The organism is Vibrio syngnathi (assembly GCF_002119525.1).
Lineage (GTDB): Bacteria > Pseudomonadota > Gammaproteobacteria > Enterobacterales > Vibrionaceae > Vibrio > Vibrio syngnathi.
Map to the genome: position 1 here is coordinate 1,221,714 of NZ_CP017916.1, position 16,841 is coordinate 1,238,554.

The following is a 16,841-nucleotide window of genomic DNA, read 5'->3' on the forward strand; positions in this document are numbered from 1 at the left end:
TAAATATGAACAAACGTTACCATCAGCCACAACCAGCGCTAATGAAAAAACCTTATGCTATTGTCTCGCTATATCAACATTAAAGTACAGTTTATTGTACTGCTCTCAATAATATCTCTTAGCCTAGCTGCCATTATCTCGATAAATGTCTTTATTCATAATGATAATAGTCAGCGCCTAAAGCAGTTAGAGTCAAGTTACTACCCTGCACTTGAGCATGCGACGAAAATATATTCTCTTTTACCTAACGTGAAGCAACAGTTCGAAGCTGCTGTCGTGATGGAAGATGAGCAAGCTCTCGATTTTGCACGTCAAATTTCTTCTGAACTTCAAATTGAAGCGAGTCGTGGTGCCGATGTTTTACCTTCACAAGCGACAGCTTTTAATAAACTGTCACAACAACTAGCAAGGTACACGGATTCTGCGTACGCGCTGAGCGAAGATTTTATTAATCTCAATGACTCTTTCGAGAGCCTGACCTCCAGAGCGAACCAACTTAGCACTGAATATGATTCATTAGTTGCGTTAAGCGAGACGTTACGTGCATCCGCGAGTCAGAAGGTCGTAGACACTATCTTGCACTCTGAAAAAGCCGCTAACGACGCTGCTAATCAATCTATTTGGTTAGGTGTGTTCTTTTTGATGTCTGTTATTTCTGTTGGTTACGCAATATTCAAGTCGGTTATTAGCTCAATATTGCTTGTGACAGAAAAGATGAAGGCGATTGCGACAGGGGATGGTGACTTAACGGTACGCATCGACTACGCAGGAAAAGATGAGATATCAACACTTGTTGAGAGCTTTAATCAATTTATTGAAAAGCTACAAGGCATTATCGCGAGTACGTTAAGCATTGGACACGAGCTCGAGGTTGTCAGCGACAAGATTCGTAGCGAGTCGAATCAAACCTTGGCTCTAAATAGCACTCAACGTGATCACATCGAAGAGGTTACCGAGGCGGTCAATAACATCATCGACCTCATAGAACAAGTTGTTAACTTTGCATCGCATGCAGATTCTCAAGCACAAAAAGCCAACTCTAGTGCTCAAACAGGAACACAAGTGGTTCTTAAAACGAGTAAAGAAATTGAAGAGCTTGCGACAAACATCCGTGATACGGCCTGTAAGTTGAAAGAACTCGATCAGAATGCAAGCAATGTTGGCTCAATACTAAACACAATACAAAGTGTCGCTGAGCAAACGAATTTGTTAGCACTAAATGCTGCAATTGAAGCTGCGCGAGCTGGTGAACATGGCCGAGGCTTTGCTGTTGTGTCCGACGAAGTGCGCGTGTTAGCGAACAATACTCAACAATCCGCAACAGAAATTAATGCCTTGTTGGTCGACCTTAAGTCCGGCTCTAACGCTGCTGTTGGCGCTATGGACCAAGGCTTAGCGAGCTCGTCACAGGCGGTTGGAGACGCGCAAAACGCGGGTGACTATCTATTAGAAATTAGTGGCCAGGTAGAAGAAATTACCGAGCTCAACAAACAAATTGCAAGTACTACAGAGCATCAAGCTCGTGCTTCAAAACAAATCCACACCCATATGGATGATTTTAGACAGTGCTCTCATCAAGTGTCTCAGTCGACAGATCAACTCGAAGCTCTAAGTCACCAACTGAGTGGCATCGTTACAGAGCTGAGTAAATCAACATCACAATTTAAAGTATAACGGAGAACAACAATGACTAACTCCTCTTTTCGCTTATTGCCGTTAGCGGTAGCACTTGCGACTTCATTCGCTGCACACGCTACAGATGAGCAAAAATTGGCTGAGCTTGAAAACAAGGTCGCTATTCTTGAAGCAAAAGAACTAAATTCAGTCGCTGATAAATTTAGCTTCAATGGTTTTGCGTCTTTGAACATGCAACTTGGTAACAATAGCCATGGTTTCATGAAGTCACAAAACAAAGTACGCTTTGATGAAGGTTCTCTAATTGGTTTGCAAGGTGAGTTTGAAGTTAACGACTCTACTTCAGCTGTAGTGCAAATGGTTGCGCGCGGTAACAAGAAAGAAAACTGGACACCGGATGTTGAGTGGGCATTTCTAAGCCATAAAGTAACACCAAATTTGACAGTCCGTGGCGGTAAGCTACGTCTTCCTCTGTTCATGTACTCTGACTACCTAGAAGTGGGTTACGCTCAAACAAGCGTACGCGTACCTAGCGAAGTTTACGGTTCTGTGGTTCTTACTTCACTTACTGGTGGTGATTTCATCTATGACGTTGAGTTAGACGACAGCACAGTATCATTCCAAGGTTTCGTAGGTTCACAAAAGCTTTCAGCGTCTAAGCATAGCTACAATGCTGATACGCAGTTTGATGATATCGCTGGTGGTGTGATCAACTGGACAGATGATACTTGGACGCTACGTGCGGTTTACGCTCAAGCAGTAGTGAGCTCAACAACAAACTGGAACACAAACAACAAGTCTCTTCTAAACACAACGTTTAACGATGAGAAAGCGAAGTTCTACGGAATTGGTGGTCGATACGACAACGGTAACCTAGCGCTAGTTTCAGAAGTCACTCGTACCACGGTTGAAGGCTTCTACCACGATGTAGATTCTGCTTACCTAACAGCGGCTTACCGTGTGAACGAATTCACGCCTTACGTGACGGTTGCGCACATGGAAACGACGGATGATTCAGAGCGTAACAACCAAGTAAAACGTGCAGGTGCTAATTACAAACAAAAACCTACGCTATCAGCGGCTTATGCTTACGGTTCTGCTGTCAAGGTTGCGAGCAACATGAATATCCAGCGCACAACTTACAGCATTGGTACTCGTTGGGATTTCATGCCTAATATCGCGCTGAAAGGTGATGTTAGTTACCTAACTAACTTTGGTTCAACTAATGGTGGTGTTAACGCGTCTTACAAGAACGAAGACAACATCTTGTACACGGTTAAAGTCGACGCTGTATTTTAAGGAAGAGAATTATGTTTAAAAAAGCATTGGTAGCCGCTGCTCTTCTTAGCAGCATGAACGCTTTCGCTGGTTTGGTTGTTGTTGGTAATCCATCAATGAGTGAGCTGGACGCTTCAACAGTTAAAAAACTGTATCTAGGTAAAGCAAAGTCTCTACAGATTGAAGCGGTAGACTTGGAAGACGGTCACCCACTTAAGGGTACTTTTCACCAAGCAATTACAAAGAAGACAGAAGCACAGCTTCAAGCTTACTGGGCAAAGCGAGTATTTACGGGTAAAGGTCAACCACCTAAAGCTGTAGGTCAAGAAAGCTTAGCGAAAGACATGGTCGCTAGCTCTTCAAACAAAATTGCTTATATCGATGACTCTTTAGTTGATAGCTCAGTTAAGGTTCTTCTAAAACTCTAATCTTGAACTACATAGCACAAGAATGAGCTATAAAATAAAAGTTTGAGCTGCAAAGTAAAGGCTTTTCGTGTGGCGCTCTAATAGGGCGCCACTCTTACATTGGCTTACATACTGCTCGAACTCTCTAACTTACCGCTTACACTCGCTTGTCAATTCCCTATCCTATTGTTTCATAAGGCAATCTTGCTGGTTGTTTTTTGTTCTATTTTCTAAAAAATCCAAATTTTTTATATTTTTATTCATTTAGTTTGTTTGATATAAAAATGGGCATGTTGAGATTATTTGGTTGAGTTATAGAATGCGCGGGTAATATAAACAAATAGGTGAGGATACAATCTGATGCTAAATGACAAAAGAACAAAAATCTTGAGCTCAGCAGAAAAGCTATTTATTTCTCAGCCTTATAGTAAAGTTTCAATTCGGTCTATTGCTAAGTCTGCGGGTGTAAGCCCCGCGTTAATTCTTTATTACTTTAATAACAAAGAGCAATTGTTTGATCAGCTCATCGAAGAGCATACAAGTCGCTTTCAAGACCAGTTCTCAAAGTATCAGAGAGTGGATGGAATACAATTACAACACTTACTTTCTGAACTTATCGAGTTTTGGGAAGCTGCGCCTAACATCTTTTTATTATTCACTTTTGGCGGTAGCTCTTATAACTACGACAATGTTCAACGACTCAAAGAGTCTAAGTTTGGTTACACCTACAATAAGACTCTTGAAAATCTTCTTTATTTAGTTGATGGCTGTAACGAGTCAAACTTTCATTATTACCAGATGTTGGTTACGTCGTTAGTGTCTCAACCATATTTAGCAAGTAAGCAACAAAAATATAACAATGACAACTCTACGTTTAACCTTATGCAATACCAAGAGGTTATAGCTAGCTTATTTAAAGAAGAGACTCGCTTTGCTTATTAAATAACTGCTTATTAAATGAATTATTCGTAAGTTACATTTTGGGGTTTTAAGTCTTAACTCCTAATTCCTCAAAAACTGACACGAAAAAACGCCGCTCATTTGAGCGGCGTTTTTGTTTATGAGAAATACAGAAACAAATACTAATTGGTTTGATCCTTGAGTGTCTGGAATCCAAAGTAAATTCGCATGAACGTAGTTAGCCAGCACGCGGTGCCAAAGGTGTAGGCGATAACAGCAAAGTGTTGAGGCCAAATACAGAAGGCAATGAAACAGGCGATGGTTTCTGTGCCTTCGGTTAGCCCCGACATGTAGTAGAGAGACTTATGTTTATAGACTGGGTTTTCGATGCCTCGCTTGCCTGCCATAACCGCAAACGCTAAAAAGCTGCTGCCTGTACCGATAAAAGAGAAGATCAAAAATGCACCGGCAATGGCGTTGTGTTCTGGGTTCGCAATGACAAATCCAAAAGGTATCAGCGAGTAGAATAGGAAATCTAGGCTGATATCGAGGAAGCCGCCCGCATCGCTGATGCCTTGGATTCGAGCCAAAGCCCCATCAAGCCCATCACATACTCGGTTGAATACAATGAAACCTAGCGCCCATTCATATTGTTGAAATGCCAACGCTGCAAATGCTAAACACCCGACCAGAAAGCCAAATAAGGTGGTTTGATTAGCTGTGATACCAAATTGGTTCAGTAACTTAGCTGATTGGTTTAATGGCCACTTAATGACCTTGATGGAGTACTTATCCAGCATGATGACTCCTCCATGGCCAAGACAGCACTTGCGCCCCTTGAGGTACGTCAGCTTCGTCGTGCGTGACCATTAATGTTGGGATATTTGCTTTTGTCAGCTGTTCGAAGACCCAATCGCGAAATTGTGCTCTTAACTCTTGGTCTAACTTACTAAACGGTTCGTCGAGTAGGGCGAGCTTCGGCTTCGCCAATAACATACGAGTTAAGCTGATTCTTGCACGTTGACCGCCAGATATTTGATCCGGGAAAGACTCTGCCAAGTGAGTTAGTTCTATGTCTTTTAGTGCAGCCATCGCTTGCTGTTGACGAGCGGAGCCCTTAATTGAATTAGGCAGAGAGAACGCCAAGTTTTCCCATACCTTGAGGTGAGGGAACAACAAGTCATCTTGAAATAGAATACCGACTTCACGCTGATGTGAAGGCAGGTCATCCAGCTGAATGTCGTTCAAAATAACGGTGCCAGAATACGAAAACTCATCATTTAAGTGCCCAGCTACGGCGTCCAACAAGGTCGATTTTCCGCAGCCGCTCGGCCCCATCAAAGCCAATACTTGGCCTGATTCTAATGTTACGTTTAGCGCTGAAAACAGCGATACACCATCGTTTTTACGGATGGCGAGGTCGTTGAGGTGCAGACTCATTCGTTAGAAAACCTTTAAAAGTAAGACGGCGATATCTGAGTTGAAGTCGGCTGACTAATATCGCTAAAGAGAAAAAGAACAGAGGCAATAAGGCTTGCCAGATAGCATAAATTGCAGTCACCCTGCGGTCGAAACCACTGGTAAGGGCAACGGCTTCTGTGGTGATTGTGCTAATACGGCCCGCGCCGAGCATCAAGGTGGGTAAGTACTGAGCCAAACTTACGCTGATCCCGACCGCCCAAGCAAAGGCAATTGCGGGTAGCAAGATAGGCAGCTTGATGGAGTACCAACTCTGAAATGGCGATTTACCTAGGCTAAGTGAGGCTTTAATCAACCTATCATTGAAGCTTTTCCACGGGCCGTCCAAAGACAGATACACAAACGGGAAAGCAAAGAAAACATGCGCCCAAATCACCCAGAACTCATAAGCACTACTGCCAACGTAGAGTGTGGTGACCTGCATACCAAACAATACCGAGAGTTGAGGTATCAACATGGGAATCGCGATAATGAAGCCCGGAACTTGCCACTTGTATTTGATTCGGTATTCATGAGCAACCAGCGCGAGTAATAAAGCAACGGAAGCAGCAATAAGGCCAATCCATAAGCTTTGTCCGACGGTACTCATGATGCTATCCCACTCAAACTCCCAAAAACGCATGCTATAGCGACTTGGAAGTAAATCAGGGAAGCGCCACCGCTGAGCAACACTCCAAATCCCCATTAGCGGAATGATCAACAGTGACAATGTCGCAAGCACTGCGAAGATCGTTTTCCCTGGAAGGTTTGTACCTGTTCTGCCTGAATATTGCCAAGTTCGAAAGTACTTCAAAACCGCCCATTCGATTAAACGCGCTAAGGCGATGATCAACGAAGCCAAACCAAATAAAATGATGGCGCCAGCTGCAGCTCGTGGGAGTAGGTTAAGGTCTGGGTCGTTAAACCATTGCCATACTAAAACGGCAAAAGTTGGCGGGTTGGTTGGGCCAATGATCAGAGCAATGTCGACAACCGACACGCTATAGGCGAGTACCGCCAGCATTGGGAAGCGAAGCTTAGTAAACCATTGTGGGAAAATACACTTCCACCAGATCTGAGCACGGCTGTAACCGAGTGAGGCACTGACCTTAGTGATGCGTTCAACATCGATTTGTTGAAGTATCGATATGCTCATCAGCAATAAGAACGGGACTTCTTTGAGCGCCAACATGATGATGAGGCCAAACGCGTAAGGATCTTTTATCAGCAAAGCCAATTCAGAGCTTGTAGCTGATTCGCCGAGCAAGTGATGTACGGCTCTTGCGCCAAGCCCGGTTGGGCTAAATAGAAAAGCAAAGCCGATAGCGAAAGCCACATGCGGAATGGCAAGCATTGGCGATAGCGTTAACTCAATCTTTCTCCAAAACTTGTTTCCCCAAGAGGCTTGAAGAATACAAAAAGTCAGGAAGCAGGCGATATAGCTGCTTGCAATTGCTGACCCTAGGCTCAAACCAATAGAGTGCCAAGCCCCTTCCCATTGAAAGACTTGGTTAAAACCGTTGAGTGTTGGTTCCTTTAAACCTAGGGGCGGGATGAAACTCAGTGACGAGGCCACTACTCCCGCTACCCCAGGAATCGTAGGGACAATGCACACAGCTATAACAACAAAATATAGAGCGCGTAGCATGAATTTTAGTTACCGTATCGCTTAAGCCACTCTTTCTCGAGCGCGTTTTGCCAGCTTGGGTGTGGTTCATCAATTGATTTAAATTGTTGGGTGTTTTTAGCGCTACCTGTTAAGTACTTGCTGCTCAACACTGAAGGATCGCCCCAAACATTGAGGTCGCCTTTGCGTGATTGTGCTTCAGGGCTCAACAAGAAGTTGATGGTTACCTGAGCGCCAGCACTTGCATTAGCATTCCAAGGAATCGCAAGGAAGTGGATGTTAGATAGAGCCCCGCTTTTTAATGCATAAGCCTTGGTGGTTTCGGCTAATCGGCCACTCGCTTGTGCTGAATACACAGAGTTTGGATTAAAGGTAATGGCTAAATCGAGCTGACCATCATCCAGAAGTTGGATACTTTCAGATGTGCCTGCTGGGAATTGTTTGCCACCACGCCATGCCACTTTATGAAATTTATCTAAGTAAGCCCAAAGTGGTGCCGTAACTTCTTGGAAGTTGTCTTCAGACACAGGCTTAGCAAGTGCAGGGTTGTTGTCTGTTAGCTCAATCAGTAGAGACTTGATGAAGCTGGTGCCGTGAAATTCAGGTGGGCGAGGGTAGCTCAAGCGGTTAGGGAAAGCTTGAGCGTAGCTCAACATCTCTGAAAACGATTGTGGCGGATTGTGCAGCGTTTCTTGGTCATGGATGAACACAAGTTGTCCAACGCCCCATGGTGCTTCTAGGCCTTCTGTCGGTTCAGAGAAGTCGACATCAATCGGTAAAGATTTATCAACGTACTGCCAGTTTGGAAGTGATTCTGTGAATGGTCCAAACAACAGCGCGTTGTCTTTCATCGAACGGAAGTTTTCACCATTAATCCAAACGATATCGACACTGCCTTCGGTGTTCTTGCCTGCCGCCTTTTCTGCAAGTAAGCGAGTAGTGGTTTCGGCAATATCAGTGACTTTGACATGCTTTAAGGTAACACCGTAGTCACTCTGTAACTTCTTGCCTGCCCATTGTAGGTAACGATTGATCTCTTGGCTTCCGCCCCAAGCGTGAAAGTAGACAGTTTCTCCCTCTGCCTGCTGTTCAATTTGGTTCCAGCTATCGGTTGATGTTGCTTCATCAGCATAAATGGTTGCGCTGTATGCAACGGTTGCCATGATTCCTAACGTACTTACTATCTTGTTCATAAACTTTTCCATTTGGTAGTGAACGGGTAAGAGCATTGTATTTTCAAACTCCCTACAGTTATTCTATCTGTTTCTGAAATAATTTCTAATTCAACAGTAAATTCAATCAATTACTTAAGGGCTCTTACCATCCTAGCAACAGACCGTTGAACTGATGAATTTATTGCACTCAAATGATAGATTTTTTAGGTTTATTGGGGTTTGGTACGAAAAGTAAGCGATGCGTGTCAGTTTTTAAGGAATCATGAGTGTAAGAAAGCAATAAAAAAGGAGCCACTAGGGCTCCTTTAATCAATATTTGGTTTCGATGACGGATTAGTTTACCCAGTCACGAATTGTGTACGTTAGCGTGTGTACATCGTTTTTCAATACTAGCGTATCGTTTGTTAGTGTTACGTCGCTCCACTCGCTTAGAGTCGCTGAAACCGATTGTTCGATTTCCATCGCAGAGCCGTGACACATTTTCATGGTCATGCCCATTTGCTTAATGCGGAATTGACCGTCTTTTAGTTCGCCTTGACCGAAGAAGTTGTTACAACCAGCCATGCCGTTTGCCGTCATCTTTTCGCCGATCTCTAGACGAGGTGTCGCTTGGTGTTCGCTTTTCTCAATGTTCTTGCCATCAATTTGAGCAAGTTCCCAATTATGGTGCTGTAGATCGGTTGGTGTTACTTGCATCGCGTTATCACCTGTTGTTGTGCATGCTGCTAGCATCATAGGTAAAGCGGCTACTGCTAGTAATTTTTTTGAACTAAACTTCATATTATAAGGCTCCAAAGGAAAGAACGAAGTTACTGAATATGTGTAACTTGATGGGTTCAAAGTATAGTTTACAAAACACTATATGTGTCAGTATAAGGTCATAGTTTAGTATGGATTTAATCGGTCTGGCGACAAATTAATCGCTTATTTTTGAATTAGTAAGCTTAATTTCGATGTGTAAGGAGACAGGGTGGAGCAGTTAGAGTTTTTCCAAGTTCCAAGCCCTTGTGTTGGGGTTTGCTCAAGCGATGAAAAAGGCTATTGCCATGGCTGTATGCGCAAAAGAGAAGAGCGCTTTAATTGGATGTCGATGACATCTGCGGAGCAGTTGCATGTCATAAAATTATGCCGTCAGCGCTATAGAAGAAAAATAATGAAGCAAAACAACTTGGTTGGTAAGCCTGAAGAAGAAGAGGGAAACACAAGTCCCCAAAGAGATCTTTTCGGCTAAACAATAACTATTGAGTTTTTATTTAACTCCGAAGTAACTATTACTTTACATAATGGTTGGGGTGTAATATTAAGGTAGGTACCTTTGTACCAGAAGGAGTGGTGTCGGTATGAATAAAAAGGACGTGAAAATCAAAAAAAAACCAGTCAAAGCACTGGATAAAAAACCTATCGGGGCGAAAGATGACCCTGAAGAGAGCCCGCGTGATTGGCATTCGATGTCAGAAGAAGAGCGAATGGAAATCCTTTCTCACCTTTCGGACATGCCTTTTCAATAACATCACTGGTTCATCAGAGTCTTTCTCAATAGTCACATTTTCGTAAGCCAACAAGCTCTTAAATGAACGTCTTCTTAAACAAACATGTGATTCGCTTTCGTTACACCACGATGGTAAGTGCAAAATGTATCATCGGCCTCGGTGGTCTTACTATGAATCTTAATGTTGATGATGACTTCGACAGCCCCTGCATCGTAACAAGCTTGCTCAGCCTTTTTAACGATCTCGAGTAATTGGTTAAGCTCACCTTTCATTGTGGTTTCCATCGCACCAATTTGAAAAGGAACATCAGCTGCTTTCACTACTTCAATCGCTTTATCAACCACTTCGAAATTGTTGCCTTCTTTAACGCGAGGGATCACTTGGAAGGCAACCATCACTTCTTTTTCTCTTTTTAACTCAGACACTTTCTGCTTACTCAATGAAGGGAAATTGTTGCAGATAATAGGTTAATGCGGAGATAAATTCTACAGCGGTTATGCTGGCTTATTCGCTTATTCGCTTATTCGCTTATTCGCTTATTCGCTTATGAGCTTATTGCCTTTGGCCTACTTACTACCCCAGTGGTCGCTAACCCAACCGCCTATGTGCTCATCGAAATGACTGCCACTGAATCTGTGGTTGCGTTCAACAGAACAGTCACTCTCGTCTTTGTTATCTATTAGGTTTTGTATGTAGTTTGCCATCGGGTCATTGGAACACTGACGATCTCGGCGAGTTGCCACTTCCTTAATCAGTTGCAATCGATATGTAGAGCTAGCACGTTTCATTTCAATGACCTCCTGTTTTAGACACTAATAGAAAAATCTAGTTGCCAGATATAAGGGCGTCAACGTGATCAGAAAGTATTTTTTTTGAGCAACCAAGAATCAATACGTTGGCATCATAATTCATAAAAGTGTCATTTAACTTGGTGTGATTAAGCGGTCTTTTTCAGGTTTAGCTGTCAGTTTTTCTTTGAATAAAAAAGCCCAGTTAATACTGGGCTAATCGATTTTCTATGGTTATTTTGAAGAACTGGTTATCTCGAAGAATTTGGCTTGTTCTTAAATTGCTTAACACTCTTCTTTTTTGCCGTTCTGCGATTGGCCATTTTGTCTTTTGGTGGACGTTTCCTCGCTGTTGCTTCAGATGCGGGTTTATCTGTTACCGGAAACCCTTCTAATGACTGCAACGAAAGTGCTTTGTTGGTGAGAGTTCGAATTGCGTCTAAATGCTCAGTTTCACCGTGGCTCACAAGGGAAATTGCGAATCCAGTGCTTCCTGCTCTGGCTGTGCGTCCGACACGGTGTACGTAAGTGGCTGAGTGAGATGGCAAGTCAAAGTTAATTACGACAGGTAGTTGGTCTATATGTATGCCTCTAGCCATCACATCAGTTGCGATTAACACTCGTGTTTCACCATTTTTGAAACTTTCTAATGCTTGCGTTCTTTCTTCTTGGCTTTTGTTGCCGTGTAAGGCACTTACGCTAATTTTTGCTTTATTCAATCGCTTGGTTAGTGAGTCTGCATTGTCTTTGGCACTGATGAAAACCAATACCTGTGGCCACTGATGTTGGTTCAGTAACGCGATCAGTGCTTGAGGTTTGCTTCCCTTATTCACTAGGTAGAGCGTTTCTTCAATGGCTGAAACGACACTGTTCTCTTGGTGCGTCGTGATCTTCACTGGATTAATAAGAAGCGCCTCAGCCTGACTGACCAGCTCTTTTGGCAACGTAGCCGAAAACAACAGTGTTTGATGCTTTTTAGGAAGAGAAGAAATAATGGTTTGAACATCGGGCCAAAATCCCATGTCGAGTAAACGGTCTGCCTCATCAAGAACTAAAGACCTGCATTGGGTTAGCTCGAGCTTGTTCTCTTGAATAACGGCAAGTAGGCGGCCAGGAGTTGCGAGCACGAGTTGTGGCTTTTCTAACAATTGCTGTTGCTGGCTATCTATATCAACTCCACCAGTCAGTGTCACTGTTTTGATATCAAGTGCGGTTGCGATGGGTTCTAGAGCTTTAGCTACTTGAGAGGTAAGCTCACGGGTTGGAACAATGATGATCGCTTGCAGTTCGTGAATTGCAGCATTGATGTTATTTAATACAGGTAAGCCAAACGCCAATGTTTTCCCACTGCCTGTTTGGGCTAAGGCGAGAACGTCTTTGCCCGAAACAATATGGGGAATAGCCGATTGCTGCACCTCTGTAGGAGTCTGGAGGTGGGTGGGGATCGCAGCAAGAGTTTGATCGTTTAGAGTTAGGCTATTAAATGACATAAATGAACCAAGTATCAAAAGGGAGGTGGAGTCTAACAGGGCTATAAATGTTAGAGAATGAGTTTTGCAGTGTTACAAAGTAAACGGGCGAATTATACACGTTAAATTTAAGCGTTATCCATACAAGTGAACTAGACAAGCATAAGCTAATAAACGTTTGGCATATTGTAATGGTGTTGAATGGACGTACAATATCCGCCCTAAAACGATCAAGTATGATTAGGAAGCTTTAAGGAAATGAGAGCGAAATGAGTTGGGAAAGTATCTGGCTGTTTATTGTCATCGTGTTTTTTATTGCCATTATTCCAGGCCCAAATGCTCTGTTGGTATTGAGCACGGCTTTAACCCAAAGAAAGCTGTTTGCGTTTATTAACGTGTTGGGTGTGTCATGCGGGTTCTTTTTTCATGCGTTTGTTTCTGCGAATGGTATGAGCTTACTGTTATCTCAGACCCCAATGGCGTTTGAAGGGCTTAAGTGGCTGGGCGTCTTGTACTTAATCTGGCTTGGTTATAATCACTTTCGTGCGGCATTGCGAGCTCAAGAGGGCGTGCTTGCTGTGGTGAGCGCATCGGGAAGTAAGCTTTATCATCAATTTGTGAAAGGGTTATTGACCAACTTACTCAACCCTAAAATCGTTCTGTTTTACCTCTCAATATTCCCTCAGTTTGTTTCTACGAACAACATTGTATCCGACAGCTTAATGTTGGGCGCGATACAGGCGACAGTGGTTGCTACATGGTTTTTGGTTGTCATTCTGATGGCTGATACGTTTAAGAGGTTGTTAACTCAAAAGCGCACTTCTCAATGGATGAACATTGTGTGCGGGTTGTTGTTTGTTGGCTTCAGCATTCAATTGGCGCTGTTTCAGCTTTAGGGTTCATCGCTAACAATCGAGCTCCTAACATATCCGACTCACATCTCACTTTTTACTGAATGCTCAGCAATCCTTGTTTCTCTGCATAAATCTCTAAAGCATTAGCTCGTAAAGTCGATATAATAATCAGCTATCAATTTGTTGAATGTGTTCGTTCAAAATCCAATTGAAGCTAAAAGCTATTGCTTGACCGAATAAACAGAGACAGGGAGTCACAGATGAGTGAAGAGTCATTCACCCAGAAACGCAAATATTACCGCTTGAAGTACCCAAAAAAGGCACGTCCAGTGATGCGAATTAAGGATGAGCTTTTTCATGTCAGTGAAGTGTCTGAAAAGGGTGTGCGCTTGATGATGCGTAATATCATTCCTGTTTATCGAGGCTTCTCAATGGCAGGCAGCTTAAGATTGCACGATAACAACACCATTGATATTAGTGGTGCAGTGCTGCGACAAGAAGGCGATGAAGTGATCGTTCAGTTGTTACAAGGACCAAGCTTCAAAGATATGGTGTCAGAACAAAGACACATTAGGCAAAGGTACCCGGTGTTTTTTGCTAGCCTCAGAGTGGCATAGAACGCATTTAAAGTTAGATGCCTTAAAACCCAAGTCACTCATTTAGATCCGATATTAAAAAGCCCAGCACTTTCACAAGTGCTGGGCTTTGCTATATGTGTAAGCAAACTAACGATACGGACAAACTAAGGCGCTTAGTCTGTCTATGGTTCGTTTTATAGCTCGTCTACTGTTGCCCAAACCGCTGCTAGCATGTCGTGACCAAATGCAACGCTACGCTCTGGAGACCAACCGTACAGTTCGTCAGCGTGGCTGATGTGATCTTTAAATGGCATCTCTACGGTGTAAGCCAAACATTTGAACTGTTCGCCGATCCAGTTTGTGCCGACCGTCATATTCGCTTTGCCCGGCTCGTCTTTATCGTAACCAAATTCATCTTGGAACTCTGGCGTGATAGTCAGAAGCGCTTGCTTGAAGTGATTCTCTAGTTTTGCAATGCGCTCGTTGTATGAAGGTGTACCTTCGCTGCCCGCTACAAAGTTATACGGGATTGCTTCGTCGCCGTGAATGTCTAGACATAGGTCAACACCAGTCTCTAGCATGCGCTCGCGAACAAGGAATACTTCTGGGCTGCGTTCCATAGAAGGTGACTGCCATTCACGGTTTAGGTTAACGCCAATACCGTTAGTGCGTAGGTGACCACGGATACTGCCGTCTGGGTTCATGTTAGGTACAACGCGGAATACAACGCTGTCTAGAAGTGAACGACCAACTGTGTCTGTTTCATCAAGCAAGCGTTGCAGCAGACCTTCGATCAGCCATTCAGCCATGGTCTCGCCCGGATGTTGGCGACCAATAACCCAGATGTTTTTCTTCTCTGCACTAGGCTCACCGATGGTTAGCAAAGTGATGTCGTTGTTATCTAACGTATGGCCCAGAGTTTCTAGCTTACAAGCAGGGTGCGTTTGAGCACTGTGCAGAAGATCTTGGTGACGATCGTATGAATACGGCGCGAAGTACGCGAAGTACATTGAATCGTGTTCAGGAATGATATCAAAGCTTAAAGTGTCGCCATCGAATTGAGATGGAATGCGGAACCACTCTTCACGGTCATACGATGCAACCACATCATAATCTTTCCAGCCTTCAGGGTAGGCAGATGTTGCCAATTGGCCGATTTCAAAGTGGTGAGCTTGTTGAGCTTCACTTTCTAAGCGGAAATGAAACCATTGTGCAATTTCAGTTTGATTATCCGCTGGAATAGTTAGTTGAATGTTTTGTGGTGAATCTGCTGAAACGACGTGAATGTTGCCGCTTTCGAAGTTGCTGAAAATTTTCATTGTAGTTTTTATCTCGTAGTTGAGTTGCCGTAAGATTAGCACACTTTTTTTCGAGCAAACCACTAACTAAATCGTAATGAGATGTTATTTCAGCTATCTGTTTTTTAGCTGCCTACTTTTAAATCGACAGCTGTTTAACGGTTAACTTTGAGCTATCGACGCTGGCAAGTCGTGCAACCACGACAGGCTGATCGTGTGTAGCGATCCAGCTTACTGCGTTGCACCTTACAATAGGCATTTTTCAGCGCTCTTCTTCCAGAAAACCAATCATCCGGCTTTGACAGGATCAGATAACCATTGAAGCGCTTTACAAGCTCTATTCTATTTTGCTCGATGAACTTGCTATCAAATCCAATTTCAAAGTAATCAAGCGCTTGTTCAATCGAAGTAAAACTCGCTATTTTTTGTTGGAATTCTGATTGGTTCATGGGGAGTTGGTTTGTGATCTGGTGGCAACTATTGTACCGAGTTCACGATTTGTTTTATTGATTTTAGTTATGACTTACCTGGGGTTGAACCGTAGACTTTCTTAACTTGAAGTGATCTTTTAAATTCTTTGAGGATTATAGATAAAGTACTAACGAACAGTAACAACTACCCAGCCAGATAGGGGAATCAATGAATCGAATCAATCCAAAGAAACTACTTCGCAGTAAATGGACGGCCGTTAGCCCAGTGAAGAAAGAAAAGCACTTTATGATCACGGAGGTCGAATTCGAAGAAGGGGAGGTCATTCGTTGCTTAATAGAAGCGGTGATGACCAAACGAGAGGAAGCCATCAATTGGCGGGATTTGACCGACAAAGATCATTGGCTTCCTGGTTGGAAATAAAGGTGTGAAGTCAGCACCTGAAGTAAGGACAATAAAGCCCAGATCTGCCAGTTTTAACTGCCAGATACCGTGCGTAATTGCCAGTACTTGAGCCCCTCTAACACACCCTCAGCGTGTGTTGCTCTGCTGGTATACACGTTGTCTCTATCCGATAGGTGAGCGACCTCAGGGTAATGATTAGCCACCAAGATCGAGTTTACGCCCTCTATGGTCAGCATAGAGGTGTCGTTAGCTGAATCACCCGCTACGCACACTTCATCAACGCTCAAATCATGTTGTTTGAGCAGGTGATGAATCGCAGTCGCTTTGTTGACGCCCTTCGGTGTGATGTCCAAATACCAATCGTGAGAGTAGGTGAGGTGTACATCCAATCCGTGTGACTCCAAGCTTGATTCAATTAGCTCGTGCTGAGAGTCAGACAGTTTTCCCTCAAAGGTAATCTTGTAGTCGCCTTGATGGTTCTCTAAGCGTTCCCCCATGAAATCGAGCGATGCAAGTGCAGACTCAACCTTCGACTTGTTCCAATACGCTTCTAATTGATTATGCCAGGTGTGATCCGGCGTTTGGGAGTGGTCGTGGTGAATTCTGGTGCCCACATCGCTGATAATACTGTGTGGTTTCGGGTAGTTATCCGACGCTAAACCCACCCTAATAGAGGGTAGAGTTCTTCCCGTCGCAATGATAAATCGGATATCAGATTGCTCAGTTAAGTAGTCAAATAACTGATTAACCCCATGAGAAGATCCCCCATCTAACGTCCCATCAAAGTCACATATCAGCATTTTTATCATTCGAGTTCCTTGCTTGTTTCACTAGTCATAGTGGAAAGAATATCCATTTCTTCTATAAAGAATGGCTCAGCAATGAGCACTCTACAAGTTGTCTGTTGGCTTAGATAATCGGCATTCAATAGTTTGCAGCAAGCATCACACTCGGCGTTATGTTCTGGATATCAAAGATCATTCTATCAATCGAAACGATACCTCATTGGGTACGTTCCTAGCGGCTTTTTGTACCTTTTTACGGTGATTT

General features: G+C 43.4%; 20 protein-coding genes. 9 read left to right on the plus strand and 11 right to left on the minus strand.

Translation table 11 applies throughout. From position 1 onward, the window contains the following. Positions 1 to 54 precede the first annotated feature (54 nt). The 4 genes from K08M4_RS05780 to K08M4_RS05795 all read left to right on the plus strand — a co-directional run bounded on the left by K08M4_RS05780 (position 55) and on the right by K08M4_RS05795 (position 4,262). Positions 55 to 1,674: a methyl-accepting chemotaxis protein gene (locus tag K08M4_RS05780; protein ID WP_086049164.1), complete on the plus strand. Its 1,620-nt coding sequence runs from the start codon at positions 55 to 57 to the stop codon at positions 1,672 to 1,674. A 12-nt stretch (positions 1,675 to 1,686) separates the two neighbouring features. Further along, positions 1,687 to 2,934 carry a hypothetical protein gene (locus K08M4_RS05785; RefSeq protein ID WP_086049165.1) on the plus strand — a complete coding sequence of 416 codons (1,248 nt, stop codon included), beginning with the start codon at positions 1,687 to 1,689 and terminating at the stop codon, positions 2,932 to 2,934. An 11-nt stretch (positions 2,935 to 2,945) separates the two neighbouring features. Beyond that, on the plus strand, positions 2,946 to 3,341 hold the full coding sequence (locus K08M4_RS05790) for a phosphate ABC transporter substrate-binding protein (protein ID WP_017104256.1): 396 nt from the start codon (positions 2,946 to 2,948) through the stop codon (positions 3,339 to 3,341). A gap of 366 nt (positions 3,342 to 3,707) precedes the next feature. Beyond that, positions 3,708 to 4,262 (plus strand): TetR/AcrR family transcriptional regulator, encoded by a 555-nt coding sequence (locus tag K08M4_RS05795; RefSeq protein WP_232460224.1) that lies wholly within the window; start codon positions 3,708 to 3,710, stop codon positions 4,260 to 4,262. A 140-nt stretch (positions 4,263 to 4,402) separates the two neighbouring features. On the opposite strand, the gene K08M4_RS05800 is transcribed toward K08M4_RS05795, so the two are convergent. The 5 genes from K08M4_RS05800 to K08M4_RS05820 all read right to left on the minus strand — a co-directional run bounded on the left by K08M4_RS05800 (position 4,403) and on the right by K08M4_RS05820 (position 9,260). After that, on the minus strand, positions 4,403 to 5,020 hold the full coding sequence (locus tag K08M4_RS05800) for a CDP-alcohol phosphatidyltransferase family protein (protein WP_086049167.1): 618 nt from the start codon (positions 5,018 to 5,020) through the stop codon (positions 4,403 to 4,405). After that, entirely contained in the window at positions 5,010 to 5,660 is a 651-nt protein-coding gene (locus K08M4_RS05805) for an ATP-binding cassette domain-containing protein (protein ID WP_012603669.1), read from the minus strand. The genes K08M4_RS05800 and K08M4_RS05805 overlap by 11 nt, the downstream gene beginning before the upstream one ends. After that, entirely contained in the window at positions 5,626 to 7,326 is a 1,701-nt protein-coding gene (locus K08M4_RS05810; protein WP_086049168.1) for an ABC transporter permease, read from the minus strand. Before K08M4_RS05810 ends, K08M4_RS05805 begins: the two co-directional genes overlap by 35 nt. A 5-nt stretch (positions 7,327 to 7,331) precedes the next feature. Next, positions 7,332 to 8,498 (minus strand): ABC transporter substrate-binding protein, encoded by a 1,167-nt coding sequence (locus K08M4_RS05815; RefSeq protein WP_086049169.1) that lies wholly within the window; start codon positions 8,496 to 8,498, stop codon positions 7,332 to 7,334. 315 nt (positions 8,499 to 8,813) lie between these two features. Further along, positions 8,814 to 9,260 (minus strand): META domain-containing protein, encoded by a 447-nt coding sequence (locus K08M4_RS05820; RefSeq protein ID WP_009846444.1) that lies wholly within the window; start codon positions 9,258 to 9,260, stop codon positions 8,814 to 8,816. Positions 9,261 to 9,450: 190 nt separating this feature from the next. On the opposite strand from K08M4_RS05820, the gene K08M4_RS05825 reads away from it, so the two are divergent. Both K08M4_RS05825 and K08M4_RS22070 read left to right on the plus strand, forming a co-directional pair. Continuing rightward, positions 9,451 to 9,711 (plus strand): DUF1289 domain-containing protein, encoded by a 261-nt coding sequence (locus tag K08M4_RS05825; RefSeq protein ID WP_017109882.1) that lies wholly within the window; start codon positions 9,451 to 9,453, stop codon positions 9,709 to 9,711. A gap of 109 nt (positions 9,712 to 9,820) precedes the next feature. Further along, positions 9,821 to 9,988, plus strand: coding sequence for a hypothetical protein (locus tag K08M4_RS22070; RefSeq protein ID WP_017109881.1), 168 nt, complete (start codon positions 9,821 to 9,823; stop codon positions 9,986 to 9,988). Positions 9,989 to 10,062: 74 nt separating this feature from the next. Here K08M4_RS22070 and K08M4_RS05830 read toward each other — a convergent pair whose 3' ends face one another. The 3 genes from K08M4_RS05830 to K08M4_RS05840 form a co-directional block, all read right to left on the minus strand. Then, a complete protein-coding gene (locus K08M4_RS05830) occupies positions 10,063 to 10,365 on the minus strand; it encodes a thiamine-binding protein (protein WP_086050389.1) in 303 nt (100 codons plus the stop codon). Between the two features lie 171 nt (positions 10,366 to 10,536). Then, positions 10,537 to 10,758 (minus strand): hypothetical protein, encoded by a 222-nt coding sequence (locus K08M4_RS05835; RefSeq protein WP_065103807.1) that lies wholly within the window; start codon positions 10,756 to 10,758, stop codon positions 10,537 to 10,539. 251 nt (positions 10,759 to 11,009) lie between these two features. After that, a complete protein-coding gene (locus K08M4_RS05840; RefSeq protein ID WP_086049170.1) occupies positions 11,010 to 12,248 on the minus strand; it encodes a DEAD/DEAH box helicase in 1,239 nt (412 codons plus the stop codon). A 248-nt stretch (positions 12,249 to 12,496) separates the two neighbouring features. On the opposite strand from K08M4_RS05840, the gene K08M4_RS05845 reads away from it, so the two are divergent. Together K08M4_RS05845 and K08M4_RS05850 are read left to right on the plus strand one after the other, a co-directional pair. Then, the gene (locus tag K08M4_RS05845; RefSeq protein WP_086049171.1) at positions 12,497 to 13,123 is read left to right on the plus strand and encodes a LysE family translocator; all 627 of its coding nucleotides are present in this window, start codon (positions 12,497 to 12,499) and stop codon (positions 13,121 to 13,123) included. 218 nt (positions 13,124 to 13,341) lie between these two features. Next, on the plus strand, positions 13,342 to 13,698 hold the full coding sequence (locus K08M4_RS05850; RefSeq protein WP_017109877.1) for a hypothetical protein: 357 nt from the start codon (positions 13,342 to 13,344) through the stop codon (positions 13,696 to 13,698). Between the two features lie 155 nt (positions 13,699 to 13,853). On the opposite strand, the gene K08M4_RS05855 is transcribed toward K08M4_RS05850, so the two are convergent. Continuing rightward, positions 13,854 to 14,978, minus strand: coding sequence for a M14 family metallopeptidase (locus K08M4_RS05855; RefSeq protein WP_029223162.1), 1,125 nt, complete (start codon positions 14,976 to 14,978; stop codon positions 13,854 to 13,856). A 152-nt stretch (positions 14,979 to 15,130) separates the two neighbouring features. Continuing rightward, positions 15,131 to 15,406, minus strand: coding sequence for a nitrogenase-stabilizing/protective protein NifW (locus K08M4_RS05860; RefSeq protein ID WP_086049172.1), 276 nt, complete (start codon positions 15,404 to 15,406; stop codon positions 15,131 to 15,133). Between the two features lie 190 nt (positions 15,407 to 15,596). Here K08M4_RS05860 and K08M4_RS05865 point away from each other — a divergent pair, with 190 nt between their 5' ends. Beyond that, a complete protein-coding gene (locus K08M4_RS05865; RefSeq protein WP_017105704.1) occupies positions 15,597 to 15,809 on the plus strand; it encodes a TIGR02450 family Trp-rich protein in 213 nt (70 codons plus the stop codon). A 53-nt stretch (positions 15,810 to 15,862) separates the two neighbouring features. On the opposite strand, the gene K08M4_RS05870 is transcribed toward K08M4_RS05865, so the two are convergent. Beyond that, complete coding sequence (locus tag K08M4_RS05870; RefSeq protein WP_086049173.1) at positions 15,863 to 16,600, minus strand: HAD-IIB family hydrolase; 738 nt, start codon at positions 16,598 to 16,600, stop codon at positions 15,863 to 15,865. Positions 16,601 to 16,841: the final 241 nt, after the last annotated feature.

Coding starts and splice junctions, on each gene's coding strand:
- K08M4_RS05780 (WP_086049164.1), top strand. CDS start 55: ATGCTATTGTCTCGCTATATCAACATTAAAGTACAGTTTATTGTACTG.
- K08M4_RS05785 (WP_086049165.1), top strand. CDS start 1,687: ATGACTAACTCCTCTTTTCGCTTATTGCCGTTAGCGGTAGCACTTGCG.
- K08M4_RS05790 (WP_017104256.1), top strand. CDS start 2,946: ATGTTTAAAAAAGCATTGGTAGCCGCTGCTCTTCTTAGCAGCATGAAC.
- K08M4_RS05800 (WP_086049167.1), bottom strand. CDS start 5,020: ATGCTGGATAAGTACTCCATCAAGGTCATTAAGTGGCCATTAAACCAA.
- K08M4_RS05805 (WP_012603669.1), bottom strand. CDS start 5,660: ATGAGTCTGCACCTCAACGACCTCGCCATCCGTAAAAACGATGGTGTA.
- K08M4_RS05810 (WP_086049168.1), bottom strand. CDS start 7,326: ATGCTACGCGCTCTATATTTTGTTGTTATAGCTGTGTGCATTGTCCCT.
- K08M4_RS05815 (WP_086049169.1), bottom strand. CDS start 8,498: ATGAACAAGATAGTAAGTACGTTAGGAATCATGGCAACCGTTGCATAC.
- K08M4_RS05820 (WP_009846444.1), bottom strand. CDS start 9,260: ATGAAGTTTAGTTCAAAAAAATTACTAGCAGTAGCCGCTTTACCTATG.
- K08M4_RS22070 (WP_017109881.1), top strand. CDS start 9,821: ATGAATAAAAAGGACGTGAAAATCAAAAAAAAACCAGTCAAAGCACTG.
- K08M4_RS05830 (WP_086050389.1), bottom strand. CDS start 10,365: ATGGTTGCCTTCCAAGTGATCCCTCGCGTTAAAGAAGGCAACAATTTC.
- K08M4_RS05835 (WP_065103807.1), bottom strand. CDS start 10,758: ATGAAACGTGCTAGCTCTACATATCGATTGCAACTGATTAAGGAAGTG.
- K08M4_RS05840 (WP_086049170.1), bottom strand. CDS start 12,248: ATGTCATTTAATAGCCTAACTCTAAACGATCAAACTCTTGCTGCGATC.
- K08M4_RS05845 (WP_086049171.1), top strand. CDS start 12,497: ATGAGTTGGGAAAGTATCTGGCTGTTTATTGTCATCGTGTTTTTTATT.
- K08M4_RS05850 (WP_017109877.1), top strand. CDS start 13,342: ATGAGTGAAGAGTCATTCACCCAGAAACGCAAATATTACCGCTTGAAG.
- K08M4_RS05855 (WP_029223162.1), bottom strand. CDS start 14,978: ATGAAAATTTTCAGCAACTTCGAAAGCGGCAACATTCACGTCGTTTCA.
- K08M4_RS05860 (WP_086049172.1), bottom strand. CDS start 15,406: ATGAACCAATCAGAATTCCAACAAAAAATAGCGAGTTTTACTTCGATT.
- K08M4_RS05865 (WP_017105704.1), top strand. CDS start 15,597: ATGAATCGAATCAATCCAAAGAAACTACTTCGCAGTAAATGGACGGCC.
- K08M4_RS05870 (WP_086049173.1), bottom strand. CDS start 16,600: ATGATAAAAATGCTGATATGTGACTTTGATGGGACGTTAGATGGGGGA.